Annotated in this window: 20 protein-coding genes; 12 read left to right on the top strand and 8 right to left on the bottom strand. The window is 37.8% G+C overall.

The window, feature by feature from the left end; translation table 11 throughout:
• Positions 1–64: 64 nt before the first annotated feature.
• Positions 65–661, bottom strand: a complete 597-nt coding sequence (locus OLM61_RS19620; protein WP_264524279.1) for a beta-sandwich domain-containing protein — start codon at positions 659–661, stop codon at positions 65–67.
• Positions 662–1,033: 372 nt separating this feature from the next.
• Here OLM61_RS19620 and OLM61_RS19615 point away from each other — a divergent pair, with 372 nt between their 5' ends.
• Genes OLM61_RS19615 through OLM61_RS19605 form a run of 3 tightly spaced genes read left to right on the top strand, consistent with a single transcriptional unit; the run spans position 1,034 to position 3,042 of the window.
• A complete protein-coding gene (locus OLM61_RS19615; RefSeq protein WP_264524278.1) occupies positions 1,034–1,567 on the top strand; it encodes a DUF6597 domain-containing transcriptional factor in 534 nt (177 codons plus the stop codon).
• A gap of 38 nt (positions 1,568–1,605) precedes the next feature.
• Positions 1,606–1,866, top strand: a complete 261-nt coding sequence (locus OLM61_RS19610; RefSeq protein WP_264524277.1) for a helix-turn-helix domain-containing protein — start codon at positions 1,606–1,608, stop codon at positions 1,864–1,866.
• A gap of 48 nt (positions 1,867–1,914) precedes the next feature.
• On the top strand, positions 1,915–3,042 hold the full coding sequence (locus OLM61_RS19605) for an FAD-dependent oxidoreductase (protein WP_264524276.1): 1,128 nt from the start codon (positions 1,915–1,917) through the stop codon (positions 3,040–3,042).
• Between the two features lie 119 nt (positions 3,043–3,161).
• On the opposite strand, the gene OLM61_RS19600 is transcribed toward OLM61_RS19605, so the two are convergent.
• From OLM61_RS19600 to OLM61_RS19575, 6 genes are all read right to left on the bottom strand, one after another.
• A complete protein-coding gene (locus OLM61_RS19600; RefSeq protein ID WP_264524275.1) occupies positions 3,162–4,175 on the bottom strand; it encodes an FAD:protein FMN transferase in 1,014 nt (337 codons plus the stop codon).
• Between the two features lie 70 nt (positions 4,176–4,245).
• Positions 4,246–6,438, bottom strand: a complete 2,193-nt coding sequence (locus OLM61_RS19595; protein WP_264526400.1) for a PepSY domain-containing protein — start codon at positions 6,436–6,438, stop codon at positions 4,246–4,248.
• A 179-nt stretch (positions 6,439–6,617) separates the two neighbouring features.
• Entirely contained in the window at positions 6,618–7,097 is a 480-nt protein-coding gene (locus OLM61_RS19590) for a DUF2271 domain-containing protein (RefSeq protein WP_264524274.1), read from the bottom strand.
• A gap of 85 nt (positions 7,098–7,182) precedes the next feature.
• A complete protein-coding gene (locus OLM61_RS19585) occupies positions 7,183–8,676 on the bottom strand; it encodes an ankyrin repeat domain-containing protein (RefSeq protein ID WP_264524273.1) in 1,494 nt (497 codons plus the stop codon).
• Between the two features lie 312 nt (positions 8,677–8,988).
• Positions 8,989–10,224: an MFS transporter gene (locus OLM61_RS19580; RefSeq protein WP_264524272.1), complete on the bottom strand. Its 1,236-nt coding sequence runs from the start codon at positions 10,222–10,224 to the stop codon at positions 8,989–8,991.
• Between the two features lie 43 nt (positions 10,225–10,267).
• Positions 10,268–10,933, bottom strand: a complete 666-nt coding sequence (locus OLM61_RS19575; protein ID WP_264524271.1) for a FadR/GntR family transcriptional regulator — start codon at positions 10,931–10,933, stop codon at positions 10,268–10,270.
• 295 nt (positions 10,934–11,228) lie between these two features.
• Between OLM61_RS19575 and OLM61_RS19570 the strand changes: the two genes are divergently transcribed.
• The gene (locus tag OLM61_RS19570) at positions 11,229–12,455 is read left to right on the top strand and encodes a PQQ-dependent sugar dehydrogenase (protein ID WP_264524270.1); all 1,227 of its coding nucleotides are present in this window, start codon (positions 11,229–11,231) and stop codon (positions 12,453–12,455) included.
• 162 nt (positions 12,456–12,617) lie between these two features.
• On the opposite strand, the gene OLM61_RS19565 is transcribed toward OLM61_RS19570, so the two are convergent.
• The gene (locus OLM61_RS19565) at positions 12,618–12,998 is read right to left on the bottom strand and encodes a winged helix-turn-helix transcriptional regulator (RefSeq protein ID WP_264524269.1); all 381 of its coding nucleotides are present in this window, start codon (positions 12,996–12,998) and stop codon (positions 12,618–12,620) included.
• 92 nt (positions 12,999–13,090) lie between these two features.
• On the opposite strand from OLM61_RS19565, the gene OLM61_RS19560 reads away from it, so the two are divergent.
• The 8 genes from OLM61_RS19560 to OLM61_RS19525 all read left to right on the top strand — a co-directional run bounded on the left by OLM61_RS19560 (position 13,091) and on the right by OLM61_RS19525 (position 24,228).
• Entirely contained in the window at positions 13,091–14,089 is a 999-nt protein-coding gene (locus OLM61_RS19560) for a quinone oxidoreductase family protein (RefSeq protein WP_264524268.1), read from the top strand.
• Positions 14,086–14,559 carry a cupin domain-containing protein gene (locus tag OLM61_RS19555; RefSeq protein WP_264524267.1) on the top strand — a complete coding sequence of 158 codons (474 nt, stop codon included), beginning with the start codon at positions 14,086–14,088 and terminating at the stop codon, positions 14,557–14,559. The genes OLM61_RS19560 and OLM61_RS19555 overlap by 4 nt, the downstream gene beginning before the upstream one ends.
• A 431-nt stretch (positions 14,560–14,990) precedes the next feature.
• Positions 14,991–16,022 (top strand): methionine ABC transporter ATP-binding protein MetN, encoded by a 1,032-nt coding sequence (gene metN / locus OLM61_RS19550; protein ID WP_264524266.1) that lies wholly within the window; start codon positions 14,991–14,993, stop codon positions 16,020–16,022.
• The gene (metI, locus tag OLM61_RS19545) at positions 16,015–16,668 is read left to right on the top strand and encodes a methionine ABC transporter permease MetI (protein WP_264524265.1); all 654 of its coding nucleotides are present in this window, start codon (positions 16,015–16,017) and stop codon (positions 16,666–16,668) included. The genes metN and metI overlap by 8 nt, the downstream gene beginning before the upstream one ends.
• Before the next feature lie 80 nt (positions 16,669–16,748).
• The gene (gene metQ, locus OLM61_RS19540; protein ID WP_264524264.1) at positions 16,749–17,567 is read left to right on the top strand and encodes a methionine ABC transporter substrate-binding lipoprotein MetQ; all 819 of its coding nucleotides are present in this window, start codon (positions 16,749–16,751) and stop codon (positions 17,565–17,567) included.
• 332 nt (positions 17,568–17,899) lie between these two features.
• Positions 17,900–19,564, top strand: a complete 1,665-nt coding sequence (locus tag OLM61_RS19535; RefSeq protein ID WP_264524263.1) for a T9SS type A sorting domain-containing protein — start codon at positions 17,900–17,902, stop codon at positions 19,562–19,564.
• Between the two features lie 12 nt (positions 19,565–19,576).
• Positions 19,577–21,103, top strand: a complete 1,527-nt coding sequence (locus tag OLM61_RS19530) for a SpvB/TcaC N-terminal domain-containing protein (protein WP_264524262.1) — start codon at positions 19,577–19,579, stop codon at positions 21,101–21,103.
• A 203-nt stretch (positions 21,104–21,306) separates the two neighbouring features.
• The gene (locus tag OLM61_RS19525) at positions 21,307–24,228 is read left to right on the top strand and encodes a DUF5977 domain-containing protein (RefSeq protein ID WP_264524261.1); all 2,922 of its coding nucleotides are present in this window, start codon (positions 21,307–21,309) and stop codon (positions 24,226–24,228) included.
• Positions 24,229–24,410 lie beyond the last annotated feature (182 nt).

Raw genomic sequence — 24,410 nt, 5'->3', positions numbered from 1 at the left:
CCGCCCAAGGCATCATCGGCCAGTTCCGCAGGAGTGACTCCTTTGTAAACTTCGATGCGCTCGATTAAGGCAGGGGGATACTGTTAAGACTAAAAGAAGAGCCGTATGTATCTAATGGAATTCCGTCAATAAAAATTCGGATAGCGTTTCCTGACATTCCATTCAGGTTATAATTAACGCTCGATCCTAATCCTCCGTTTTGTCTGATTCTTACACCGGCAGAGCGGTCAAGCAATTCGTTTGTTTGCAGATTTCTGGTAGCGGCTTCTTTAGTTTCGATGACATTTACGGAGAAACCTTTGTTCATGATCTCTTTTTTTACCGAGTTCTTTTTGATCACAACCTCTTTTAAGGCTTTTGGATCATTTGATTTTTCCAATAAGATGTTTACGGGAACAGAAGGGCTATTTACAACAACTTTTATTGTTTTTGTTTTCGCTTCAAGTGAAGTTATTTCAAGGGTATAATTCCCGTACGCAACGTTTTTAATTTCAAATTGACCGTCATTACCTACTAGGGCAAACTTTTGAGTTCCGGTTATGGTAACCGATGCACCAAATGCAGATTCAGCGTTTCCAAAAGTAACCTTTCCTTTAATATTTCCATTTTGGGACCAACCTGAAAAATGAATGAACGTCAACAATAACAATAAAAATCTCATGATTTATGTACTTCTTAAATAGGAATGCAAACTTAAATCATTGTTTATATTTAATCTAAATAAAGGAATTAGAAGATCATTAGAATTACATTAGAAATTCTAATGTTGAGATTAATTTGAAATCTGAAGAGAGAGAATACAACGTTTTTTGTACTATAATACTTTTTAAATTACCCGAGACTGAACAAAGTAAAATAGTGTTGAGCTATGGTGGTTTGTAGTATAGTGTTGATAGGTAGTTTTTTATGAGATACTAAAATGGTGTCTGATAATTGCTTAATTTTGAAAGTGATTACTATCCGAAACAAGGTCAGTTCTGCGAGATGATTTTTGTTAGTGGAATAATCGCTTGTCTCTAATTTCTTCTAAATTATGCTTTCATTTCAAACCAACCATCAGGAATTTGTTCCTTCCGAAGAATTACAGCGAAATATAAAATGCTTTTGGTATGACAAGATCGAGTGCAAAAAAGAGCAATCCGGTTTTGAAGTAGTACCGGATGGTTATGCTGAAATTATTTTTTATTTTGGGAGTGAACTTAGTATTTCTTATCAGGATAGTTTGAAAGTTTTGCCGTCGCCTTTTATAATGGGACTACTCAATCAGCCTGCTGTTTTCAATTCGATCGATTCATTTGAAATTATTGGTATAAGGTGTTATCCGTGGACGATTTTTGATATGCTTGAATTATCTGCTGCAAAAGGAAAGAATGGAGTACAGGTTTTTGCCCATCCTATTGCCGAACTTCAGTCTGCTTTGTGTGATCTGATTCGTTTGCATAAAATAGAAGAGGCAATTGCCAAAGTCGAAGATTATTTTTTGAAAATGCAATCGCAAAGTAGTGAAGATAGTTTATTGTTTAAAGCCGGAACTGCAATGACAGCCGGGGAGGAAATATGCCCGTAAGCCGGATAGCAGCTACGTCTCATACTACAGTTCGTACTTTGGAAAGAAATTTTAAACAATCATCTGGTTACACGGTTAAAGATGTTTCAGGTTTAATGCGTTTTGAACAGGTACGCAATCGATTATGGCATGAACCGAATTTAAATATTGCAGGTTTGGCTCAGGAACTGGGTTACACTGATCAGTCGCATCTTAGTCGGGAATTTAAACGTTACAGTGGTACTACACCCGCTGTATTTGCGCGAAAAGCAAAGCAACAGACGATAAACAATGATTTTGTCGCATTTATACAATCCTGAAACTGTCGTATTGCGGAATTTTGTCTTTCTAATTTAGAATGTAAAATTATGTTATTGAAAGATAAAAAAGTAACCATTATAGGTGCGGGGCCAGTTGGTCTTACCATGGCAAAATTATTACAGCAAAACGGTGTTGAAGTTACGGTTTATGAAAGAGATGAAAATGCGCAGACCAGAATTTCGGGCGGGACGCTTGATTTGCATAAAGGTTCGGGACAGGAAGCCTTAAAAAAGGCAGGATTACTGGATCGTTATTTTGATTTGGCTATACCAATGGGGAGAACTGTAGCAGATCGACAAGGTAATATTTTGTTCTCTAAAACAATAGCGCCAGAAGAACGTTATGATAATCCTGAAATTAACAGAAACGATTTAAGGCTGCTGCTGCTTAATAGTCTGAAAAAAGATACTGTAGTCTGGGACAGCAAGTTTACAAATCTTAAAGTAGTTAACGGAAAATGGCTTTTGGAATTTGAGAATGAAACAAGTGCTATTGCCGATTTTGTAATTGGAGCAAATGGCGGAATGTCTGGTGCCAGAGAATTTATTACCGCAGCCAAAATTGAATATACCGGCACACTTATGATACAAGGCGAGGTGCTTTGTCCTGAAACGACTTGCAAAAAGTTTAGTCAGCTCTGCAATGGTACCATACTCATGACTGCGGGAAAAGAAGGCTTGTTGGTGGCGAACCCCAAAAACGGTAAAGTTTTGAGTTATAATGTTATTTTTAAAAGCCCTGAAGGAGCTGTCAAAATAGAGAAAGCATTTCAGAGTACGGATGAAATTCGCAAATACCTCTTAACCCGATTTTCGGAATGGGATGAATCTTACAAGGAGTTATTTCAAGCCTCATCTTCTTTTATTTTATGGACCACGCGAAAAATAGCCTTGGATTGTGATTGGAAAAAAGATCGCCCTTTACCCATAACACTCATCGGAGATGCCGCGCATATCATGCCGCCATTTGCGGGCCAGGGAGCAAATATTGGATTATTAGACGCCTTAATTTTATCAGATAATCTGACCAATGGAGCATTTGAAACAATTGAAGACGCTATCAGCGATTACGAACAACAGATGTTTGTTTATGCCACACAAGCACAACTCGAGACGGCGGTTAACGAAATAGCGATGCTAAGTCCTGATTTTTCTTTCCTGAAATTTTATGAGTAATAAAAACTCTCGCAGAGACGCAAAGGCGCAAAGTTTTAAAAGCTTTACAGAGAAAAATCTTAGCGTCTTAGCGACTTTGCGAGAAACAAAAATCTGCGTGAAAAAAAACTCGCAACAGATTAAAGTTTAGCCCTGAATTTTTTGATTTTAAAGTTTTTGGATTTGACCAGTTTACCGTTATCTGTAATCATCACACAGCTGTAGTCGGGGTATTTTTTTAATAAAAGCAGACCTTCTTTTTGTCCTAAAACCATAAGCGAAGTGCTTAAACCATTTGCGGTTTCGGCATTAGGTCCAAAAACGGAAACACTACATAAACCGGTAGCAGGATATCCGGTTGCGGGATTAATGATATGAGAATAACGCTTGCCATCAAAAACTACAAACTTCTCATAGCTTCCGGAAGTGGTCACAGCGCCATTATTTAACGGAACCACTGCAAACAGTGTATCAGGGTGAAAAGGATTGGTCATTCCGATGTTCCAGTCTTTACCGTTGGGTTGTCTTCCCCAGGCAGTCATGTCGCCTGAGCCGTTTACAATTCCGGCTTTAATGCCTTTTTCGAGCATCATATTTCGGCATTTATCGGTTGCATAACCTTCGCCCAACGCACCAAAACCAATTTTCATTCCTTTTAATTTCAGGAATATGGTCGATTGAACGCTGTCGAGAATAATGTTTTTGTAGCCTACTTTTTCTACTGATTTTTTGATGGCTTCGGGTGAAGGCATTTCAGTCATTGATCCGTCAAACTTCCAGATTCTGTCCATAGCGGCAAAACTTACATCAAAACCGCCTCGGGTCGCTTCCGAAAATTGTATGGCTCTTTGTGTGAGTTCAAAAACTTCACGATCTACTTTTACAGGTCGGATTCCTGCATTTTGATTGACTTGAGAAACCTGAGAATCGGGCTTCCAGTCGGATATAAGATTTTCTATTCGTGTAATTTCTGCAATTACCGCATCGATATTCTGTTCTGCTGTAAGCGAATCTTTAGCCACAATCGAAATGTCAAAACGTCCTCCCATAAGCAGTGTGGTTCTTTTTCGCAACACCTGAGCAGTAGTGCTTAGGCTGCAAAACAGTACCAGTAGGAGTAAACAGGAAGTACGGATTACTTTTTTGATAGACATTGAAGTTTATTTTTTATGTTTTTACAGCAGCATAAAATTAATCTAGCGATGAATTAAAAGTAGTATTTCACTAGTAACAATCGCTTAGTAACTGACCATTTTTCTTGTATTCTGAAAGATTCTTTACATTTCTTTCCAGACACAATTGGTCCAGAATCGATTCTACATCCTGTTGCATGGCAAGTGAGCCGCAAATCATAATTACACCGCCTTGCTGCAGTAAATTAATGAAAAAATCGGCATCGCGTTTGATCAGATCCATTACATAAAAATGTTCATTTTCGCGGGACAATGCGAGATGAAAACTTTGCAGTTTTTGCTTCTGAATCATTTCAGCCGTAAATTTTTTATATCCTGAAACGGTTTCGGTTTCCATTCGGAATCCTGAGTACAGGCGTGTTGCTGTCTTCGTTTTGTTTTGTTCGATCATTCCTAGGAAAGGGGCAATACCCGTTCCGTTTGAAATAAGGGCAACCTGAGGTGCTTTTTTAGGAAAATGAAAAGCTTTATTGTTGATGATTCTGGCTTTGATTACATTTCCGGGAACCAGCGCATTTAGAAAACCAGAGCCTAATCCGTGTGCATGTAATTTTACCACTAATTGGATGTTTCCGGAATGACTTCCGATCGAGTAGAGGCGCTCCCTGCTGTCGTTGGCCGGGTAAATAGCCAGTAAGTCTCCCGAAGTAAATTTAACTCTGCTATTGACACGTAATGTAATCAGGAAAGTTTGCTCGGTTTCGGAAATAAGCGTTTTGTCTAAAACCATCAACTTTTGCAATCCTTTTGGTACGTGATTGTACAAAGAAGGTGTGGTCGACAACGGAATTCCCATTTTAGCACCCCACAATCTGATCCAGTTTACAAATTCAACTGCCGATTTATCATTAACCGTCTGAACTTCCAGAAAACGTTCCGTCCAATTTTGATTTTCGAGCTGTTTGTCTATTTCAAAAGCAAAACCACAAAAATCAGGATAGGCTTTTGAACCGAATCCAACGACTGAATATGTGATTTTTTGCTGCTGAGGATGCTTTTTTACAAGCGATATAAATTTATTTGCGTTAGAAGGTGCATCACCTAATCCGTGAGTGGAGGAGAAGACGATAAGATGTTCTGCCTTTGGAAAAATCGTATAACTGTTCAGTTCAGTAACAAACGCTTTTTTGCCCTGATCGATCAATTGTTTGAGAACGGCATTGGCAAATCGCAAAGAACTTCCGTTTTCTGAACCAACCAAAAGTATAAATTCACTTTCGGCGGCTTTGTATTTGTTTTTAATTCGGCTGGACCTTCTTTTTAAGGTAATAGCAAAACCTGAATAGATGAAAAAGAGAATGTTGATACTGGCAATCGCAAGTACAAAAGCCCAGATTCCATTAGCCCTTCCGGTATGCAGATCAAGACTTAAATCAGACAATTGAGCGGTCACGGGAGATAGTTTTTTTGTGACAATAGCCCCTGTAACCTGATTGACTTCGATTTCGCGGTCTTTTAAATCGATGATGTAATATTCCTCAGGATCGTCTGTAAAAGGAAATTCAATTTTGTTGACATCCGCTAAAAGCGTCTTTTTGAAAACGGAGGTTTCTTTTTCTTCTTTGGTAATATCAGCTTTGACCATTTTAACCTTTTCGGAATCTTTTTTATTCATGAAAAAATTAAATTTTTCGAGCGATAAATAAGTTCCGGTAAGCGCAATAATCAGAATAGGGATTAAAGCCAGTCTTCCTAAAACTACGTGGTAATATTGTGCGAAATATTCCTTGACTACTTTAGAGAAAAAGTTACGGATGCCTCTTTGTCGGTTTAGTACCAAAGCAAAACCTGAGATTGCAATTAAAACGAGTAAAAAGGAAATAATACCAACAAAAAATCGTCCCGTTTCATGAAGAAACAAAGAACGATGGAATCCGGTTACCCATTGAATAAATTCGCTTTTTTTCAGAGGTGTTCCTAGTTGTTTACCGGTTTTAGGATCAATATAAGCATTAATGTCATTGCCGTCTTCATCAATAGCCTGCACGGTTACAAACTGATTGTGATCAATACTGACGGTTGTGATTTCAGAATAATTCTTTTTGAGAACGGTTAAGGCTTCTTCGAGTGTTATAGCATCAAAATTTTCGGCACGGTACGGAAGTGTTTTTTCCTGCATTGCATCAACAGCCAGAACAATACCTGTTGCCGAAGCGAGGATCAAAAATAAAGAAGAGCATAAAGCAAGAGCCAGGTGTGCGTAACGCCAAAAAGAAAGAGTCATGGAGGTGTAATCTATAGTATAATCAAATGTAAGCGTTTTTTTTACCACAGATTAAAAGGAATTTTAATTTGTTTAGACCTTTTGAATCTGTGGTTATCTTTTTTTCAAAGAATTTAATTAGAGTTAGTTCGTGCGATTGCTTCGCCTGTTTGCTTTCGCCCGATTTGTGACTGCTACAATTAAATTTTGTTTAATCTCACATATCTGATATAACCTTTTCCTTCAGTTTTGTCAGCCAATCCTTCAGTAGTAAGCGGAATTTCTAAATCGCTTACATAGTACTTCTGATCTTCTACTGCCGATTCAAATCTTAGTTTATATCCTTTGTTTATTTTAGAATCTTCGATTTCAATTGTGGTAATGCTGCGGTCTCCACCGGTAACAGAAGCTCCGGTTTTAGCACTGATATCAGCAGGTTTTGCAGTTTGAAACTTATTCCACTCTTTCAATGATTTGTACCATTTTTTATCGTCACCCATTACATAAAGGGTTTTCTCGTATTCTCCTTTTGGATTGATAAGCGAAACAACGATGTAAGCACCTTCTCCCATATAATTAGCCATTTGAAGCATACATTTGTATTTGCTTTGTGCTGTAGATTGGAAAGAGATTAAGCAGATTAACGCAGCTGTAAGCGCTATTTTAAATATTGATTTCATATGAATTATTACTTTTTTCAGATCTTAGATCTTTATATTTTTGGAATTTGGAATTTGAAATTTGGAATTTCGATCTTTCTAGCGATTATTTTAAAAAATCAACTGAGATGTTGTTTTTAGTTAAAGATTCGTTTTCTTTTGCTAAAGCATAAGCAGTTTCGTCAAATTCAGTGTTGATGTCTTTTTTGGCACCAATTGAAAGAAGGTATTTTAAGATTGAATCGTCTTTTGCAACCATCGCTGCTTTGTGTAAAGCTGTTAAACCATCTTTATTTTTAGCATTAATATCAATGTTTAAAGAAGCTAATTTTTTTACTAAAGTCAGGTCATTTTTTGCAATAGCAGAGTGATACAACGTACTTCCGTCTTTTTGAGCTGCAGCTAAATTAAGTCCTTTTTCCTGAAGTAATTTTGCTTTTGCTTCGAATGGATCCTGAGCAGCATTGGCTTCACGGCCTGCCGGACGGTAAGATTGTACTAAGTAAACACCCAGATTGTTTCCGTCTTTATCTTTTACATTTACATTGGCACCTTTGTTTAATAAGGTTGCAACTGCTTCAGGAGCTCCTGATTTTACTGCAAATGTCAATGCCGATTCACCTTTTGTATTTTGTAAGTTGATGTTTTTTGATACCGGTAATAATTTGTCTAAGGCAACAGTTTCTCTTGCTCCGGCAGCGATCATTAACGGAGTATTTCCGTCTTTGTCGATTTTGTTGGCATCAACACCTTTGGCTAAGAAGTAAGCGATTATTTCACCCTGATTTGGTTTGTTTGCCAATAAATGCAATACATTTTCTCCAGATTTACCGGTAGCAGTAGCTTTTAACTTTACTTCTTCCACTAAATATTTATACGTTTCAAGCGTATTAGTTTCTCTGCGTGATCCCTGCGCTGCGATTAGAAGCGCATTATCAGTAGGTTTTACTTTTCGGTCTAAAAGTTTTTTCAAAAGCGCAATGTTTCCTGTTCTTGCCGCATAGTCAAAAGCAGTACTTCCATTAGCGTCAACATCTTTTAGAGACAATCCTTTAGCTACTAAATAATCTGTTAAAACAAGATCTTTATCAGCTGCAACAGCCATTAGCAACAGGTTGGAACCATCAGCATATTTTTTCTTCGGATCAATTCCGGCTTTGAAAAAAGCATCGTATAAAGCAGTATTGGTCTGACCGTTTGAAGCAGCAAAAGCAATTGGAGTAGTAGCGTGGCTGTCTTCAAGGTTAATGTCTGACCCTTTAGCAATAAGGTAATTTACCAATTCAAGATTTCCTCTATAAGCAGCCCAGTGCAGGTAAATACGGTTGTCGTGAGTCAATTTAGTTACTGTATTACCAGGTTGGTCCAATAAGAATTTTATACTGGCTATAGGAGCATCGTTGTTGATTGCAATAACCGTAGCGTCAAAAGCATTGGCATTGGGTGCTACGGGACTGTTCCCTTTTGCAATTTCAGCTTTAACCGCATTGACATCCGGTGCCGTTTTCCAAAAAGATTGCTCTAATAATATGTTTTTTTGCTGAGCACTTACAAATAAGGAAGTGACCAATGCGAAAGAGATAAAGAAATTCTTTTTCATATTTAAAGATTTACTATTTTTTCTAAAATAAGTTAGTTTTGGTATACTACTAAAACAGCTTGCGAAGAACAATCTATTTAGAATAGTTAAAAATAACACAAATGTAAAAATTAATATTAGTAAAGCAATGTATTTGCTGAAGAAACTCCAATTTTAATCTTTTTTTAAGGATTGAGAACCGGATTTTTCACAAAAAGAAAACCACAGCTTAAACGATTTTGAAGATTATAAAAAATCCATCAAATCCTTTTAAGCTGTGGTAAAAAATAACTGTAAAGTTGAGCACGTTCTTAGTGACTTATCGCCAATAAACTACTGTTTTCCTTTTTTTCCTTCGATGTTAGGAAGTAAACTGGTCAAAACTCCTATCAGGGGTAAAAAAGCACAAATTTTAAACACATATTCAATGCTTGTAGTATCGGCTAATTTTCCCAGTACAGCAGAACCTAATCCTCCCATACCAAAGGCCAGTCCAAAGAAAAGCCCGGCAATTAAACCTACTTTACCCGGAACAAGTTCTGTCGCGTAAACCAGAATGGCTGAGAAAGCGGATGAGATAATTAAACCAATAATCACCGATAAAATTCCAGTCCAGAAAAGCGAAACATAAGGCAATAATAGCGTGAAAGGCGCAACTCCTAAAATAGAAATCCAAATAATATATTTTCGCCCAAAACGGTCTCCTAATGCCCCGCCAAACAGCGTTCCTGCAGCTACTGCACCAAGAAAAGCAAAAAGATAAATTTGTGATTCCTGAACAGACAAGTGAAATTTATCGATCAGATAAAAGGTATAATAGCTTGTCATACTGGCCATATAAAAGTACTTTGAAAAGATTAGAACCAGTAAAATCCCTAAAGAAAATATAACTTTTTGTTTGGAAAGCGAATGAGGTTTTTCTTCTGTAACAGCCGATTTGTTTAAAGCTTTAAGATTCAAATGTTCCTGATACCATTTGGCAATACCGGAAAGGATTACAATACCCACAATCGCGGCTAAGCAAAACCAGATAATGTTAAACTGCCCGTAAGGAACCACGATTATAGCAGCCAGCAAAGGTCCGATGGCACTTCCGGCATTTCCTCCCAGTTGAAAAATCGATTGGGCAAGACCTTTTTTTCCTCCCGAAGCCAAATGGGCAACACGTGAAGATTCAGGATGAAATATAGAAGAGCCGATACCAATTAAACTTACGGCAAGTAAAATATTAACAAAACTTGAAGCCACAGCTACTGCTGCCAGACCCACAAGAGTAAACCCCATACCAATTGCTAAGGAATAGGGGCGTGGTTTTTTGTCGGTATAAAAACCAATAAAAGGCTGTAGGATAGAGGCGGTAAGCTGATAAGTCAGCGTGATAAGCCCCACCTCGGTAAAGGTCAGACTGAATTTGGTTTTTAAAATAGGATATACCGCAGGAATAACAGCCTGAAGCATATCGTTGATAAAATGCGTAAAACTGATGGTAAATAAAATAGAGAAAACGGTTTGCTGGGCCAATTGCTTCGATCCGGCTAATGTATTGGTAAAAGTAGTTTCTGTTTTCATAAAGAATAATAGATCAGATCATCTGATGATTATGAGTAAAAAATTAGTAATTGATATGTCCGATAATTTTTGCAACAGTGTTCCAGGCTTTTTTAGGATCCTGTGCAATAATATTTTCTAAAAGTTGATGGTGTACAGCCGACGTTTCCTCGAATATTTTGGTGTCGGTATAAAGGTGTAAAAAACCTTTTTTAAGATGTACGGACGCTGATTTATACAAGTCGGCAAGAATTTCATTTTTTGAAGCTTTGGCGATGGCAATATGAAATTGGATGTCGGCTTCAACACATTCTTCTAAATTACCTTGTTTAGCGGCAATCAATCTGTTGTGTAAATGTTCTTGCATGGCTGCGATATCGTCATTCGTTCTGTTAATGGCCGCTTTTTCAGCAATTTTCATTTCCAGTATTTGTCTCACTTCATCAAGATCCTGAACATTGGCGCGCATGATACGCTGATCCATTGGTTCGCGATTGCTCGTAAGTTGTTCTACAAAAGTACCCACACCTTGCTGAATGCGCAAAAAGCCCGAGTTGGCAAGGATTTTCATGGCTTCTCGTATAGACGAACGACCAACACCAAAACTTTTCATCAACTCAGCCTCAATGGGTAATTTTTCATTAATTTTATAATGACCCATGGTAATTTGCTCCTGAATTTTTGAAGCAACTTCTTCTGCAAGCGATTTTTTTTGGATAAGAGTTTTCATGTATGTATCACATCATCTGATGATTGCAAAAATAAAAGAATAATTGTAGAATCGACCATTATTAACCCTTTTTTAAGATTTAATTGTTGGGCTGATGCCGGTAAAACAAAGCGATTTCAGGGGGTGAAGTATTGCTTTTCAGTTTATTATGTTGAGATGTAGTTCGATTTTAATTAGAAAGCTTTAACAATATAATTGTATAACTTTTCGGGTGAATTATATAAAGTTTCTTGATTTGAATTGTAGATATTTGATACAATTACCCCCAAACCTTTTTTAACTAAATCTATTTCTTATGAAAAATACAAAATCTATTGCGGTTCTTTCGGCACTTTTGTTCACTTTTCTGAGCTGTTCAAATGACAAAGAAGTTGTAACCGATCCGGGCACTATTACAAATCCTGTCGAGGGGAATCCTGCCAATACGACTTATAAACCTGCTTTTGCGGGACAAACCCGTACCAATGGTGTTCAAACAAACACGCCTTATGAGGCAAAGGTAATTACGAGTGCACTTACAAGTCCGTGGGGCGTTAAAAGTCTTCCGGACGGCCGTTTGCTGATCACGCAAAAAACAGGTACGATGCGTATTGTTACTACTGCGGGAGTAGTGAGTGATCCGATTACGGGTATTCCTGCGGTTAATGCCGGAGGGCAGGGAGGTTTGCTAGGATTGTGTTTAGATCCTGAATTTGCAACCAATCGAATGATTTACTGGGTTTTCTCGGAAGCAACAGGAGGAGGAAACAACACAGCGGTAGCCAAAGGAAAATTATCTGCCAATGAAAAAACAATCGAAGGGGTGACAGTCATTTATAGAGCAAAACCAGCCAATGCAAGCACGCTTCATTACGGTGGACGTATTTTATTTGATAAAACAGGTAATTTGGTGGTTAGTACCGGCGAACGTTCGGTTTTAGAGACACGACCTTTGGCGCAATCTCTTACCTCAGGCCTTGGTAAGGTGCTGAGAATTACAAAAGAGGGGCAGGCAGCATCCGGAAATCCTGTATTTACTCAGGCCGGAGCACTAGCTGAATTGTATTCCTACGGACACAGAAATCCACAGGGACTGGCACTACACCCGGTTAGTGGAGAAATTTGGCTGTCGGAACACGGGCCACGTGGGGGTGACGAAATCAACCGCTTAAAGGCTGGAGCAAATTACGGATGGCCTACCATTACATACGGAATTGAATATGGAGGAGATAAAATTGGAGCCGGAATCCAGCAGCAAGACGGCATGGAACAGCCGGTTTATTATTGGGATCCGGTAGTTTCACCAAGTGGTATGACATTTTACACGGGGAATCGGGTTCCTGAATGGCAGAATAATCTTTTTATTGGGGCTTTAAGCGGTATGCATATTGTTCGTCTTGCCATAGACAATAATAAGGTTGTGGGTGAAGAAAGACTATTAGTATCAGAAAATCAGCGATTCAGAGATATTACCCAAGGAAATGATGGTGCTTTGTATGCGGTTACGGATGGCGGTAGACTGTATAAAATTGATAAAAAATAAACTTTAGTTGGAATTGGAATAAGAAAGTGCTGTCTTGTGATAGTCTGTAGTAATTCTGATTCATAAAATAGAATGAGCACATAGAAACAGAGATACAGTATCGATGTTTCTATGTGCTTTTTTTTAATTTCCCTAAAACAAGCTACCAATAGGGTGTTGGTTTTATTTACTTATGGTTTCAATTATTTTTTCACGGTGATTTAAACCCCATTGCACCAAAGTTTCAGTAACTGGCAGCACAGATTTTCCATATTCTGTAACAGCGTATACGACCATAGCGGGCTTGGTTTGCTGTTCAGTTCTGGAAATAAGCAAATTGGTTTCGAGCTCTTTTAGCTCTTTGCTTAACATTTTGGCCGAGATACCTTCAATTTCGCGTTGCATTTTTTTAAAATGAATAATCTGATGGGTACGGTTGGTTAAAAAACGTAAAATCATCAGTTTCCATTTTCCGCCCAGTACATCGAGACTATCGCGCATTGCCATTAGTTCTTCTGAGCAATTGGCTTCGCGAAGCGTTCCGTTATCCTTAATTTTTGCCATACTAGTTTCTCTTAAGTAACCGGTTACCCGGAGTTAACTAGTAGCAAAAATAAGTCATTTGTATACTAATTTCGTAGGATAAATGTATAAAAATGAAAGCAATTGTTTTAGATCAAAAAGGAGAATTCCGGTTGGAGGAAATCAGTACTCCACAGCCATCCGAAAATCAGGTTCAGGTAAAAATTGCCGCTGCGGGTTTTAATCCAATCGATTATCAGATGACCGAAAATGTTATGGAACGTAAATTAGTGCATTCGCCGGTATTAGGACGGGAGTTTTCGGGGATCGTAACGGAAATTGGAAAGAACGTGACAGATTTTGCAATTGGGGATGCCGTTTTTTGTGGTTCGGGAAGTATGGGATCAAATGGTACCTATGCCGAGTTTATTTGTATTCCTTCGGAAATTTTGATGCACTTACCCAAGAATGTTTCGTTTGAACAGGCTGCTGCAATTCCTTCGGCAGGACTTACTGCGCTACAATGTTTGAATCGTATGAAAGCTCAAACTACAGATTTTATATTCGTAACCGGAGCAGCAGGCGGAGTAGGTGCAATGTTTATAAAACTGCTTTTGGCGAAGGGATATCAAAATGTTATTGTTATGGCCGGAAATGAAAATAGTGTTGAAGCATTGCTGGCAATTGGTTTGACTAAAAAACAAATCATTAATTACAAAGAAGAGGATGTCTACGAAACGGCTTTGATGCTCCATAACAATCAGAAGTTTGATTTTGTAGTTGATTTGGTGGGAAATGCTATTGCTCTTACAGCAGCCCGACTGCTAAAAACAAATGGCGTTTATGCAGATGTAACGAATTTTTTGACTTCGGAATCGCGTGAAGTGCTTTTTAATAAAGGTGCAACGATTCTCAATATTTCAAACTATGCCTACGGCCTTGAAAAAAGGTATGATTATTATAAAAATGGACTGGAGCAGTTGGCTTCCCTGTTGGAACAGCAGTTAATTGCACCGCCAAATATTGAAGTAATGGGCAATTTAGAAGTTACAACAGTTTTGAAAGCACACGCTGTGCTTCGCGAAAACAGAACGAATGGAAAGAAATTAATCATGCAAATCAACCCACTATGAAAACAATTCCGAGGAGGATCGTTACAGGAATACGAAATGGCAAATCGATAATAGAAAAGGATGCCCTGGTGTCTAATGTTTCAGAACATTTTCCGGGACTTATCATATCAGATATCTGGTCAACGGACAGTATGCCTGTTCGCTTAAATGAGGAGAAGGTTATTGAGAATACGGCTTTTCCTCATACGCCTCAAAACGGAAGTTACTTTCGTTATGTTCAGATTCCGCCGGATGCTTCTCTGGGTATTGTGGCAGCTGAAGGTGAACCACATCCTTTAATGCATCAAACGGATACGCTGGATTATATCGTTATCCTTTCGGGAGAAATTTATCTGATTGTTGATGAAGGTGAAACATTATTACAGGCTGGGGATATAGTGGTGCAAAGAGGAACAAATCATGCCTGGAGCAATCGTTCGGATTTGCCTTGTATTCAGTTGGCGATCTTATTGGATGCCTTAAGATTTTAGATTAACGATTGCAGATTTTTGATTTCTGATTTGGTATTAGTAAGTACTGAGTATTATCTGTTTTTTTAGGTTTTGTAGATCTGAAATCAACAATCATTCTTTCGTTCTCTTTTTATACCTAAAATCGATGTTTTTATGGGTTTAATCATTTTGTTAATCACAGGCAAGCATGTTTATAGTCTATTATTTTGATAGGTTAATAAAAGTTTTACGTGTTTATGCTTTAAAATTAAAAATAACTCATTAAATTTGCCGCAGCAATGAGAAAAAAAGACCAGAATATGAACTATGATAACTGCAACATGATGATGTGTTGTGATGCTGTTATGAGGTTAACTGATCTGGCTTGTATATAAAATGATATTATTTATTTGAGAAGCCTTTCATGATTTTTTTGAGAGGCTTTTTTGTTTTTAAACTTGAATTACGGAATGATTGAATTAAAAAATGTCACTAAGAATTTTCATCAGAAAGACCGGGTAGTTTCGGCTTTGTCAGATGTTTCGCTTAGAGTTCCACCGGGGAAAATCTTTGGAGTAATAGGAACGTCGGGAGCGGGAAAAAGCACCTTAATTCGATGTGTGAATTTATTGGAAAGACCCACTTCGGGAGAAATTATTGTGGATGGAAAATCACTAATGTTATTATCAAACGCCCAGCTGGCAATTGAAAGAAGGCAAATTGGAATGATTTTTCAACATTTCAATTTACTTTCATCGCGTACGGTTTTTGAAAATGTAGCTTTTCCGCTGGAACTTGTGGGTGCTTCAAAATCAGAAATAAAGGTTCGTGTTTTAGAATTATTGGAATTGGTAGGCTTAAAAGAAAAGGCAAACGATTATCCCGCCAGTCTTTCGGGTGGTCAGAAACAAAGAGTTGCGATTGCGCGAACGCTGGCCAATAATCCGAAAGTACTGTTATGCGATGAGGCGACAAGTGCGCTGGATCCCGCAACAACAAGATCAATTTTAAACTTGCTGAAAGATATTAATCGACGTTTGAACATTACGGTTCTGCTCATTACACACCAAATGGAAGTAGTAAAATCGATTTGTGATGAAGTAGCGGTAATCAGTCATGGAAAATTAATAGAGCAGGGAAGTGTCGGGGAAATTTTTGCAGATCCGAAGCACGAACTGACAAAAGAATTTATTGCTTCGTCGTTGCATCTTGATGTTCCGCAGGTCTATCAGGAAAGACTGCAAAAGGAAGATGGTGAGGGGTTGAATCCGTTACTTAGACTTGAAATGACGGGGAAATCGGTTAATGAGCCTGTTATTTCTGAGGTTTCGCGTTTGTTTGATACGAATTTTAAGATTGTCAGCGCGCAAATGGATCAGGCAGGAGAAGTTAATTTTGGTGTGATGCTGATTGAATTGTCGGGTAAACGTGAAAATTACGATGCTGCGATCCAGTATTTTATTTCAAAACATATTAAAACAGAAATCATAGGTTATGTCTGAATCCATTATTGAATTATTATTGAAAGGTACCTGGGAAACGATAGTGATGACTTTTGTATCCGGTTTTTTTGGCTTTCTGTTGGGACTTCCAACGGGTGTTTTGCTTTTTTTGACACGAAAAAATCAAATTTTAGAACAGCCGGTATTGAATCGCTTTTTATCGGTTTTGGTGAATGTTTTTCGTTCGATTCCGTTTATCATTTTAATTGTATGGATGATTCCGTTTACCCGTGGGTTAGTAGGAACTTCTATAGGTGTAAGTGCGGCATTGGTTCCGCTTAGTATTGGAGCGGCTCCTTTTATTGCACGATTGGTAGAGAATAGTCTTTTGGGACTTCCTTCAGGATTAATTGAAGCAGCACGTGCCTTGGGGGCTACGCCTTTGCAAATTGTATTTAAAGTATTGCTTCCGGAAGCTTTGCCTTCCTTAATTAATGCGGCATCGATTACTTTAATCACACTTGTAGGATATTCTGCAATGGGTGGGGCTGTTGGAGCAGGAGGATTAGGACAGGTGGGATATCAGTACGGTTATATTGGTTATGATGCTGTAACAATGAACTCGGTTTTGGCTTTACTGGTGGTTCTGGTATTCCTGATTCAGTTTGCAGGTGATGCATTGTCTAAGCGATTTGATCATAGGTAATGAATGGAGTGAAAAGTGAGATGTTTGATGTGAGATATTAAATGTGAAAAATAAATAGTAAATAGTAAAAAATAAAAAGAATGATTACGAAGATAAATTTTTTAAAAACAGCCGGAATTGTGGCATTATCAATTGTTGTGACCAATTGCGGAAAAAGTAAAACTAACGACCCACACCATATTAAAGTTGGTGTAGCGGCCGGTCCGGAATATGTGGTAGCACAAGCTGCCCAAAAAGTTGCCAAAGACAAATACGGTCTTGAAGTAGAACTGGTTTCTTTTAACGATTATGTGATTCCAAATGAAGCTTTGAGTCAGGGAGATATTGATGTTAATGCTTTTCAGCACAAACCTTATCTGGACGAGCAATCGAAACAACGCGGATACAAACTGGCCATTATTGCAAAGACCTTTATTTATCCAATTGCGGCTTATTCTAAAAAGATCAAAAGTCTTGCGGAATTGAAAAATGAAAGCACCATTATTATTCCGAATGACCCGACAAACGGAGGTCGTTCTTTGTTGCTTTTGGAGAAAAACGGATTATTGAAACTTCGTCCGAATGTAGGTTTATTGCCTAAAGTGACGGATATCACGGAGAATCCGAAGAACCTGAAAATATTAGAATTGGAAGCGCCACAATTGCCACGTGCTTTAGACGATCAGAATGTTGCCATTGCGATTATCAATAATACTTTTGCTTCGCAGGCAGGATTGGTTCCGGCTCGTGATGCCCTATTTGTAGAAGATAAAGATTCTCCTTACGTCAACTTAATCGTAAGCCGTGATGACAATAAAAAAGAAGAAAAAATAAAACAATTTGTACAGGCTTTCCAATCTGCTGAAGTAGAACAGGCCGCTGTTCGCGAGTTTAAAGGCGGAGCGGTAAAGGGCTGGTAGTTACTTTCTTTAAATCCGACATAGGGTAGAAGTTTTATAATGCGCAATGATCAAGGATCGTTGCGCATTTTTTTTGGATTAAGAATTTTAGTAAAGGAGTTTTTGCTTTTCGTATTTATTCAAAAGTCAATCTTCTGGTAAAGCTTATTTTTATTAGGAATATATCCGTGTTTTTTAGTCTTATATCGGTTTTTCTGTTGGTTTTTTATTTTAATTGTTAAATTTTTGACTAAAAGTTGGTCTATTGTGGAAAGCCGTAAAAGAAATAGAAGATAGTGTATTAGTTTTGGCCTCATAATTTAATTCCTCAAGAGATTAAACCAGAATATTTTATGAAAAAAAATTACCTGTTACTTTTATTATTGTTACCCATTTTTACCTATTCCCAGGACATTCTCTGGGAAAAATCATATGGTGGACAGCATGCCGATTACCTGTTTGACGCCCAACCCACGGCCGATTATGGCTTTATTCTGGCGGGCAGTTCCTTGTCTAACAAAACCGGAAACAAAGACGACGATAATCATGGGGATCTCGATTACTGGATCTGGAAAATGAGTGAAAAAGGAGATCTGGTCTGGCAGAAAAGCATTGGAGGAAGGGGGTTTGATTTGCTTCAGAGTATTAAAAATACCAGAGATGGCGGATTTATTCTTGCAGGAACTTCAAGTTCAGGGAGAGGCTTTCAAAAAAAGGAAAATTGCAAAGGAATCACTGATTTTTGGGTGATAAAATTAGATGCTTCAGGCAGTGAACAATGGCAAAGAACGATTGGAGGTGCAGGGAAGGACGAACTTTTATGTGCTTTTCAAACCAAAGACGGAGGTTATATGTTAGGAGGCTCATCGAGTTCAGATCCTTCGGGTAATGCACTTGCTGTACCAAACGGAATTTCCAAACCAACCACAAAAGCAGATCAGTTTAACAAATCAGAAAAAAGCCGTGGTAATATGGACTATTGGATTGTCAAACTGGACAAACAAGGCGATGTCGAGTGGCAAAAGACTTATGGAGGAGCTTATGCGGACGTACTGAGAAGCATGGAACAAACCTCAGACAATGGCTATATTTTGGCGGGTTATTCTAACTCTCCGGTTTCAGGGGATAAAACAGAGAACAATAAAGGAGTAGGAGATTTTTGGATCATCAAAATAACGGATACCGGTGAAATTCAATGGCAAAGTACCTATGGTGCTGAGGGTGACGATCAACCTTATGTTATCCACCAAACCATCGATGGTGGTTATATTGCAGGAGGAAATTCCAATAGTAAAAATGCTTTGACAACTATGGGAGGAATTGTAGGCAATGGAACTGACTACTGGATTCTTAAACTGGATAAGGACGGTGGTGTTTTATGGAGTAAAACCTATGATTTTGGAAAGGTTGACATCCTGACTTCTCTGGTAGAAAACAAAGATCAAAGTTACCTCATTGGCGGTTATGCACAAAGTGAAAGCAGACGCCCGCGTGAAGGGATCGTAGCCAAAGCACTTAACTCCGTCAGCAAAGAAAAAGAAGGTATCAATGACTACATCGCCATGAAAATAGATGACAAAGGAGAAGAAATCTGGAACAAAACTGTAGGCAGCGCCGGAGAAGATATTCTCAGAAAGTTAATCGAGACCAGAGATGGAGGCTATCTGATGGCAGGAACCTCGAACTCAGCTGCATCAAGAGACCGAAACGGCAGCATTGGAGGCAATGATTTTTGGGTAGTAAAATTAAAAGACAAAACAAAGGTTGAAAAAGTAAAAGCCAGTATCGAAGCCATTCCAAATCCTGCATCAACTTACACCAACATCATTATTGGTTATGATTTTAAAGAAGGTACCGCCTCTTTGATAGACATCAGCGGACGTACTTTACAAGAGTTTGATATCAACAACAGAACTGTACTGGTTAATCTGAGCAACTATTCTGAAGGAATCTATATCATTAAAATCAGAACAGATGTCAAAACCGAGTCAGTAAAAGTGATTAAATCAATAAAATAAGTTAAAGTAAAAATGTACAATTTAAAAATAAAAAGCGGTCTGTTTTTTTTGCTCTTTTCACTCGAAGTGTTTGCACAAGGTAATGCTCAGTCAGTGCCACAAATTATACCACCCTCGCCTACAGCTTATGAATTGGGTAGATACGGACAGGCCGATGTTGGAACTTTTACAGGGACTCCAAATATAAGTGTGCCTATATATACTTATAAAACTAAAAATATAGCAATTCCTATTAGTTTGAACTATAATTCAAACGGTATACAGGTAGATCAAATGGAAACGAATGTTGGATTAGGATGGAATCTGAATACCGGAGGAATTATCAATCGAATAGTGAGGGGGAAGGATGATGATGAACGAATAGTTCCCATTTCTGAAGATATGCATTGTACAGACAGTTTCTTTACCTACATAGAGAATAACCAGTTTAGTGATACACAGCCCGATATGTATTCCTATAATTTTCAGGGACAATCCGGACAGTTTGTTTTTGACAATAGTGGTAAAGCAGTATTAGTTTCGCAGAATAATTTAAAAATTGAAAAACTGGGAACCAGTGTTATATCCGGTTTTAAGATAACAACGGAGGATGGAGTTGAGTATCAATTTACCAATACCGAGTATAGTACCTGGGGAAATGTAGAAGCTCCACAGACTGTTGCTACGGGATGGTATCTGACTAAGATCATTCATCCCGAAGGAGATATAGTTAATTTTACTTATAAAGATTCAAACTATAGTTTTATTTCTAATATTAGTGAGTCATTTGAAATAAAGATGAGTGAAGAGCTAAATTGTTTAAGCAATCCTTTTCGAGGTCGAACAAATCGTAGTGAAAACCACTTAAATGTTATGGGGAAAATAATAGAAAGCATCAGTAGTACTGAATCTCAGTATGGCAGCGTGTCTTTTCAACTGACGGGAAATCCGAACGTGACGGGGAACTTTTTAATAGAAGGGATTCAGGTCTTTGATGCAGGACAACTAAATGTAATTGAAAAAGCTGATTTTAAGTATCTTTTTACAGCCGATAAAAGGATTTTTCTAACAGAATGTATTTTTAAGGATGCTTCAAAGAAGTATGGTTTTGAATATGAAGATCCTAAAGGTCTGGTTGCCCGCTTATCTGATCAGAGAGACTTGTGGGGATACTATAACGGTAAGCCAGGTACTTATCCTGATGCTGTTATTCATAAAAGTCTTTATCCACAAACTGATCTTGTAAAAAATGGGCTTAGTGGGAGATCATATGGAGATAAACGCCCTTATATGGACTTTGCTAAAAAGGGAATATTAAAAAGAGTCGTATACCCTACTAAAGGCTACAATGATTTTGAATACGAAGCTAATTCTGTATGGGGAACTGTCATAAGTTCCTGTGAAATTGAACCGAAAAATATCCCGTTTTATAACCGGATTATAATCGGGAGCAAAAAACTGAAGAATTTGTCTTTGAAAGTAAAGCAGATCACGAGACCGAAATACTGGCAAGAGTTTTCTATAATGATTATGAATTCACAGAGGGTACATTTCCGGTAGGAGAATTATGGCTTACTTTTAAAGTTGAAAATTTAACAAACCCACTGCTTAGTTCTTTTCCTATTACTGCTGATGAGCACAATAAACCTAAAAAAATACCCTATACGTTTCTTAAAAACAATAGTTATAAAATATCTGTTACATTCTCTCCTGATGCTAAAACCACAGGAAATGTAAATTTTACTTATTGTAAAGGCGGCGGAGTGGAATCTAAAGCTAACATTCCTGTGGCAGGATTAAGAATTGCAAAAATTACCAGTTTCGATACTGCATCTAACAGTACTGATGTTAAACACTATTATTATGGTAAAAAAGAAAGTCGTTTTACGTCAACCGGTGTAGAAGGAATTCCGATAAACTTGATAAACTTTACTGAACAGAGGGCATTTTGTGACAAAAATACAGGCCTTCCAAATTATTGGAATGTAGAGACACGGGCTACATTCATGAATATTAATGCCAACAGTATTTATCCTTTGTACCGATCAATGGGAAACAATTCCACCACTTATGAATATGTAACGGTGAGTCATGGAGGGACAAATTTTGAAAATGGAGGTGAAGAATTTCAGTACTATATCTCTGCGGATATCCCTCCTTATCTGTGCCTTGACAGTTATCTGACCTCTGCTCCCTGGACCAATCTGAGCTGGAAAAATGGTTTGTTACATATAAAAAGGATTTTCAATAAGAATTTAGATAATTTAAACATAGTTGAAAACCAATATAAACTGGAGGATCAATATACGCGCAAAATTCCTGGAGTGGCTACTGAGATCAAATACAATGCATTATATCATTTCACTAGTCCAAACTATAGAAATATTGAACATTTGAATATCAATAAGTATACGACCAATTCGTACTGGTTTTATCTGGAATCTGAATCAAACACTCAATATGATGTACAGGGTTCAAATCCTGTAACTACAATAACGACCTATAAGTACAACAATCCGTCTCATTTAAAATTAAGTTCACAAACCGTTACAATTTCTAAACAAGAGGTAACAGATACCAAGGCCACTATTGAGACCAAATACTTTTATCCTTCAGACTCTGATATGGCATCAGAACCATTTAGAAATGAGTTAATGGCTAAGAATATGATTGGAAAAGTTTTGGATACACAAGTTTTTAAACAAGGGGTTAAATTATCAGAACAAAAGACAGTTTATGACAAAAGTGCAGCGACAGGTAATTTATTGTTGCCAAGATCTGTTTACGCAAATAAAGGAGGATCTTCTATTGATTTAAGTCTAGATAAAAAAATGACGTATGATCAGTATGATGACAAAGGAAATATTTTACAATATACTTTAGAGAGTGGTATACCGGTATCTATTATTTGGGGATATAATAAAACACAGCCTATTGCCAAAATCGAAAATGTTGTGTATAACCTGATTCCGTCAGCAACAATAACAAATTTACAAACACTCTCTAACGCTGATATCGATAATTGTTTGTCAGATAATTGTACAGAACAAAAACTGAGAGAAGGTCTAAGGACATTTAGAAGTTCATTGCCAAACGCTTTTATTTCTTCCTATACTTATAATCCATTGATTGGCGTAACAAGTGTAACAGATCCAAAAGGAATACCTTCTTACTATGAATATGACTCCTTTGGCAGATTAAAATTTGTAAAGGATTATGAATTAAATGTACTTCAAAAATACTGTTATAATTATAAGGGGAAACAGACTGATTGTAGCGATAATACTTCAACCAGTGAGTACATCTATAAAAGTGCAGCAAGAAGCGGATTGTTTACCAAAAGTAATTGTCCTGCCGGAGGAACAGGTCAGAGTTTTACTTATAGTCAGGTGGCAGGGGCCTATACTTCGACCATTTCGCAGGCTGATGCCGATTCAAAAGGATTGGCCTTATTCAACACAAACGGTCAGATCAATGCCGATGCTAATGGGTATTGTACATTCAAAAGCATAGCCCTAAGTGGTTCATTTGCCAAAAATAATTGCGCTGCTGGAGGAGTAGGATCAAGTGTCCCTTTTAATCAGGTTGCAGGTGCCGAGACTTCAAATGATTCACAGGCTCATGCAGATTCAAAAGGACTGACTTTATTCAATACAAATGGTCAGGCCAATGCCAATAGTAAAGGAGAGTGTACCTATAGCAGTATCGCTCTAAGTGGTTCATTTACCAAAAATAATTGTCCTGTTGGTGGTGTTGGTTCAGACGAATTCTTTAGTCAGGTTGCAGGTGCCGAAACCTCAAAAGATTCACAGGCTGATGCTGATTCAAAAGGATTGGCTTTATTTAATTCAAATGGTAGGGCCAATGCAAATACAGAAGGGTATTGTACTTTCACCAATACTGAAAAAAGTGGTTCGTTTACTAAAAATAATTGTGCACCGGGTGGAGTAGGTTCAACGGAAGTCTATACCGTTCCCGCTGGAAGTCATTTCTCAAGAGAGTCGCAAGTGGCTGCAGATGATTTGGCGCAAAGAGATGTTAATAATAACGGTCTGGAAAATGCTAATTCAAAGGGCTATTGTACATTTTGGAATGTAGCGATTACCAGATCCTATACTAAAAATAATTGCCCTTCAGGCAGTGTAGGGACTTCTTTAGATTATACAATACCAGCGAGAGAAGTTACGTCGAGGGAGTCACAATTTGATGCAGATGATCGGGCAGCTAAAAAGTGTGATGTATTGGGTCGAATCAATGTCAATACTAGTGGGGCCTGTCGTTTTTACAATACAGCCAAAAGCGGCATTTTTACAAAAAATAATTGCCCTGCGGGTCAATGGGGCGCTCCTGTAACGTATACTGTTGCTGCCGGTATTCATTGGTCAGAATCATCACAGGCTGAAGCCGATATAAAAGCCCAGGAGGATGTTGCTCAAAACGGGCAGAATTACGCCAATGCAAGAGGGGAATGCGGATTTTACAATGCACAAACAAGTGAAGATTTTACCAGAGACAATTGCGGAATTGGATTTATTGGATCAACTGAGACGTATACGGTTCCCGCTCATATATATTTTTCTACAATTAGTCAAAAGGATGCTAATCTTAAGGCATTTAATGATTTAAGACAAAATGGAAAAAATTACGCCAATACTCATGGAACCTGTACGCATGACAATCGCTAATATTAAAGTGAATATTTAGATCTATTTTTTAATCAGTAAGAATAACGTAATGAAAAAATATATAACATTATTAATTTTATTGTTCTTTACAGTCTCGGGCGTAAGAGCTCAGACTTTTAGCGATGATAACTTTGTATATACAGTTGCACCCAAAAAAAGGTTAAGGCGGCTAATTTTAATAC

The sequence above is a fragment of the Flavobacterium sp. N502536 genome, assembly GCF_025947345.1.
GTDB lineage: Bacteria > Bacteroidota > Bacteroidia > Flavobacteriales > Flavobacteriaceae > Flavobacterium.
The sequence above is the reverse complement of the archived record's forward strand: the minus strand, read 5'-3'. Positions and strand labels throughout refer to the sequence as shown.

Bases quoted from the DNA above. Each gene is read 5' to 3' on its own strand.
- OLM61_RS19620 (WP_264524279.1), bottom strand. From the start codon at position 661: ATGAGATTTTTATTGTTATTGTTGACGTTCATTCATTTTTCAGGTTGG.
- OLM61_RS19615 (WP_264524278.1), top strand. From the start codon at position 1,034: ATGCTTTCATTTCAAACCAACCATCAGGAATTTGTTCCTTCCGAAGAA.
- OLM61_RS19605 (WP_264524276.1), top strand. From the start codon at position 1,915: ATGTTATTGAAAGATAAAAAAGTAACCATTATAGGTGCGGGGCCAGTT.
- OLM61_RS19600 (WP_264524275.1), bottom strand. From the start codon at position 4,175: ATGTCTATCAAAAAAGTAATCCGTACTTCCTGTTTACTCCTACTGGTA.
- OLM61_RS19595 (WP_264526400.1), bottom strand. From the start codon at position 6,438: ATGACTCTTTCTTTTTGGCGTTACGCACACCTGGCTCTTGCTTTATGC.
- OLM61_RS19590 (WP_264524274.1), bottom strand. From the start codon at position 7,097: ATGAAATCAATATTTAAAATAGCGCTTACAGCTGCGTTAATCTGCTTA.
- OLM61_RS19585 (WP_264524273.1), bottom strand. From the start codon at position 8,676: ATGAAAAAGAATTTCTTTATCTCTTTCGCATTGGTCACTTCCTTATTT.
- OLM61_RS19580 (WP_264524272.1), bottom strand. From the start codon at position 10,224: ATGAAAACAGAAACTACTTTTACCAATACATTAGCCGGATCGAAGCAA.
- OLM61_RS19575 (WP_264524271.1), bottom strand. From the start codon at position 10,933: ATGAAAACTCTTATCCAAAAAAAATCGCTTGCAGAAGAAGTTGCTTCA.
- OLM61_RS19570 (WP_264524270.1), top strand. From the start codon at position 11,229: ATGAAAAATACAAAATCTATTGCGGTTCTTTCGGCACTTTTGTTCACT.
- OLM61_RS19565 (WP_264524269.1), bottom strand. From the start codon at position 12,998: ATGGCAAAAATTAAGGATAACGGAACGCTTCGCGAAGCCAATTGCTCA.
- OLM61_RS19560 (WP_264524268.1), top strand. From the start codon at position 13,091: ATGAAAGCAATTGTTTTAGATCAAAAAGGAGAATTCCGGTTGGAGGAA.
- OLM61_RS19555 (WP_264524267.1), top strand. From the start codon at position 14,086: ATGAAAACAATTCCGAGGAGGATCGTTACAGGAATACGAAATGGCAAA.
- metN (WP_264524266.1), top strand. From the start codon at position 14,991: ATGATTGAATTAAAAAATGTCACTAAGAATTTTCATCAGAAAGACCGG.
- metI (WP_264524265.1), top strand. From the start codon at position 16,015: ATGTCTGAATCCATTATTGAATTATTATTGAAAGGTACCTGGGAAACG.
- metQ (WP_264524264.1), top strand. From the start codon at position 16,749: ATGATTACGAAGATAAATTTTTTAAAAACAGCCGGAATTGTGGCATTA.
- OLM61_RS19535 (WP_264524263.1), top strand. From the start codon at position 17,900: ATGAAAAAAAATTACCTGTTACTTTTATTATTGTTACCCATTTTTACC.
- OLM61_RS19530 (WP_264524262.1), top strand. From the start codon at position 19,577: ATGTACAATTTAAAAATAAAAAGCGGTCTGTTTTTTTTGCTCTTTTCA.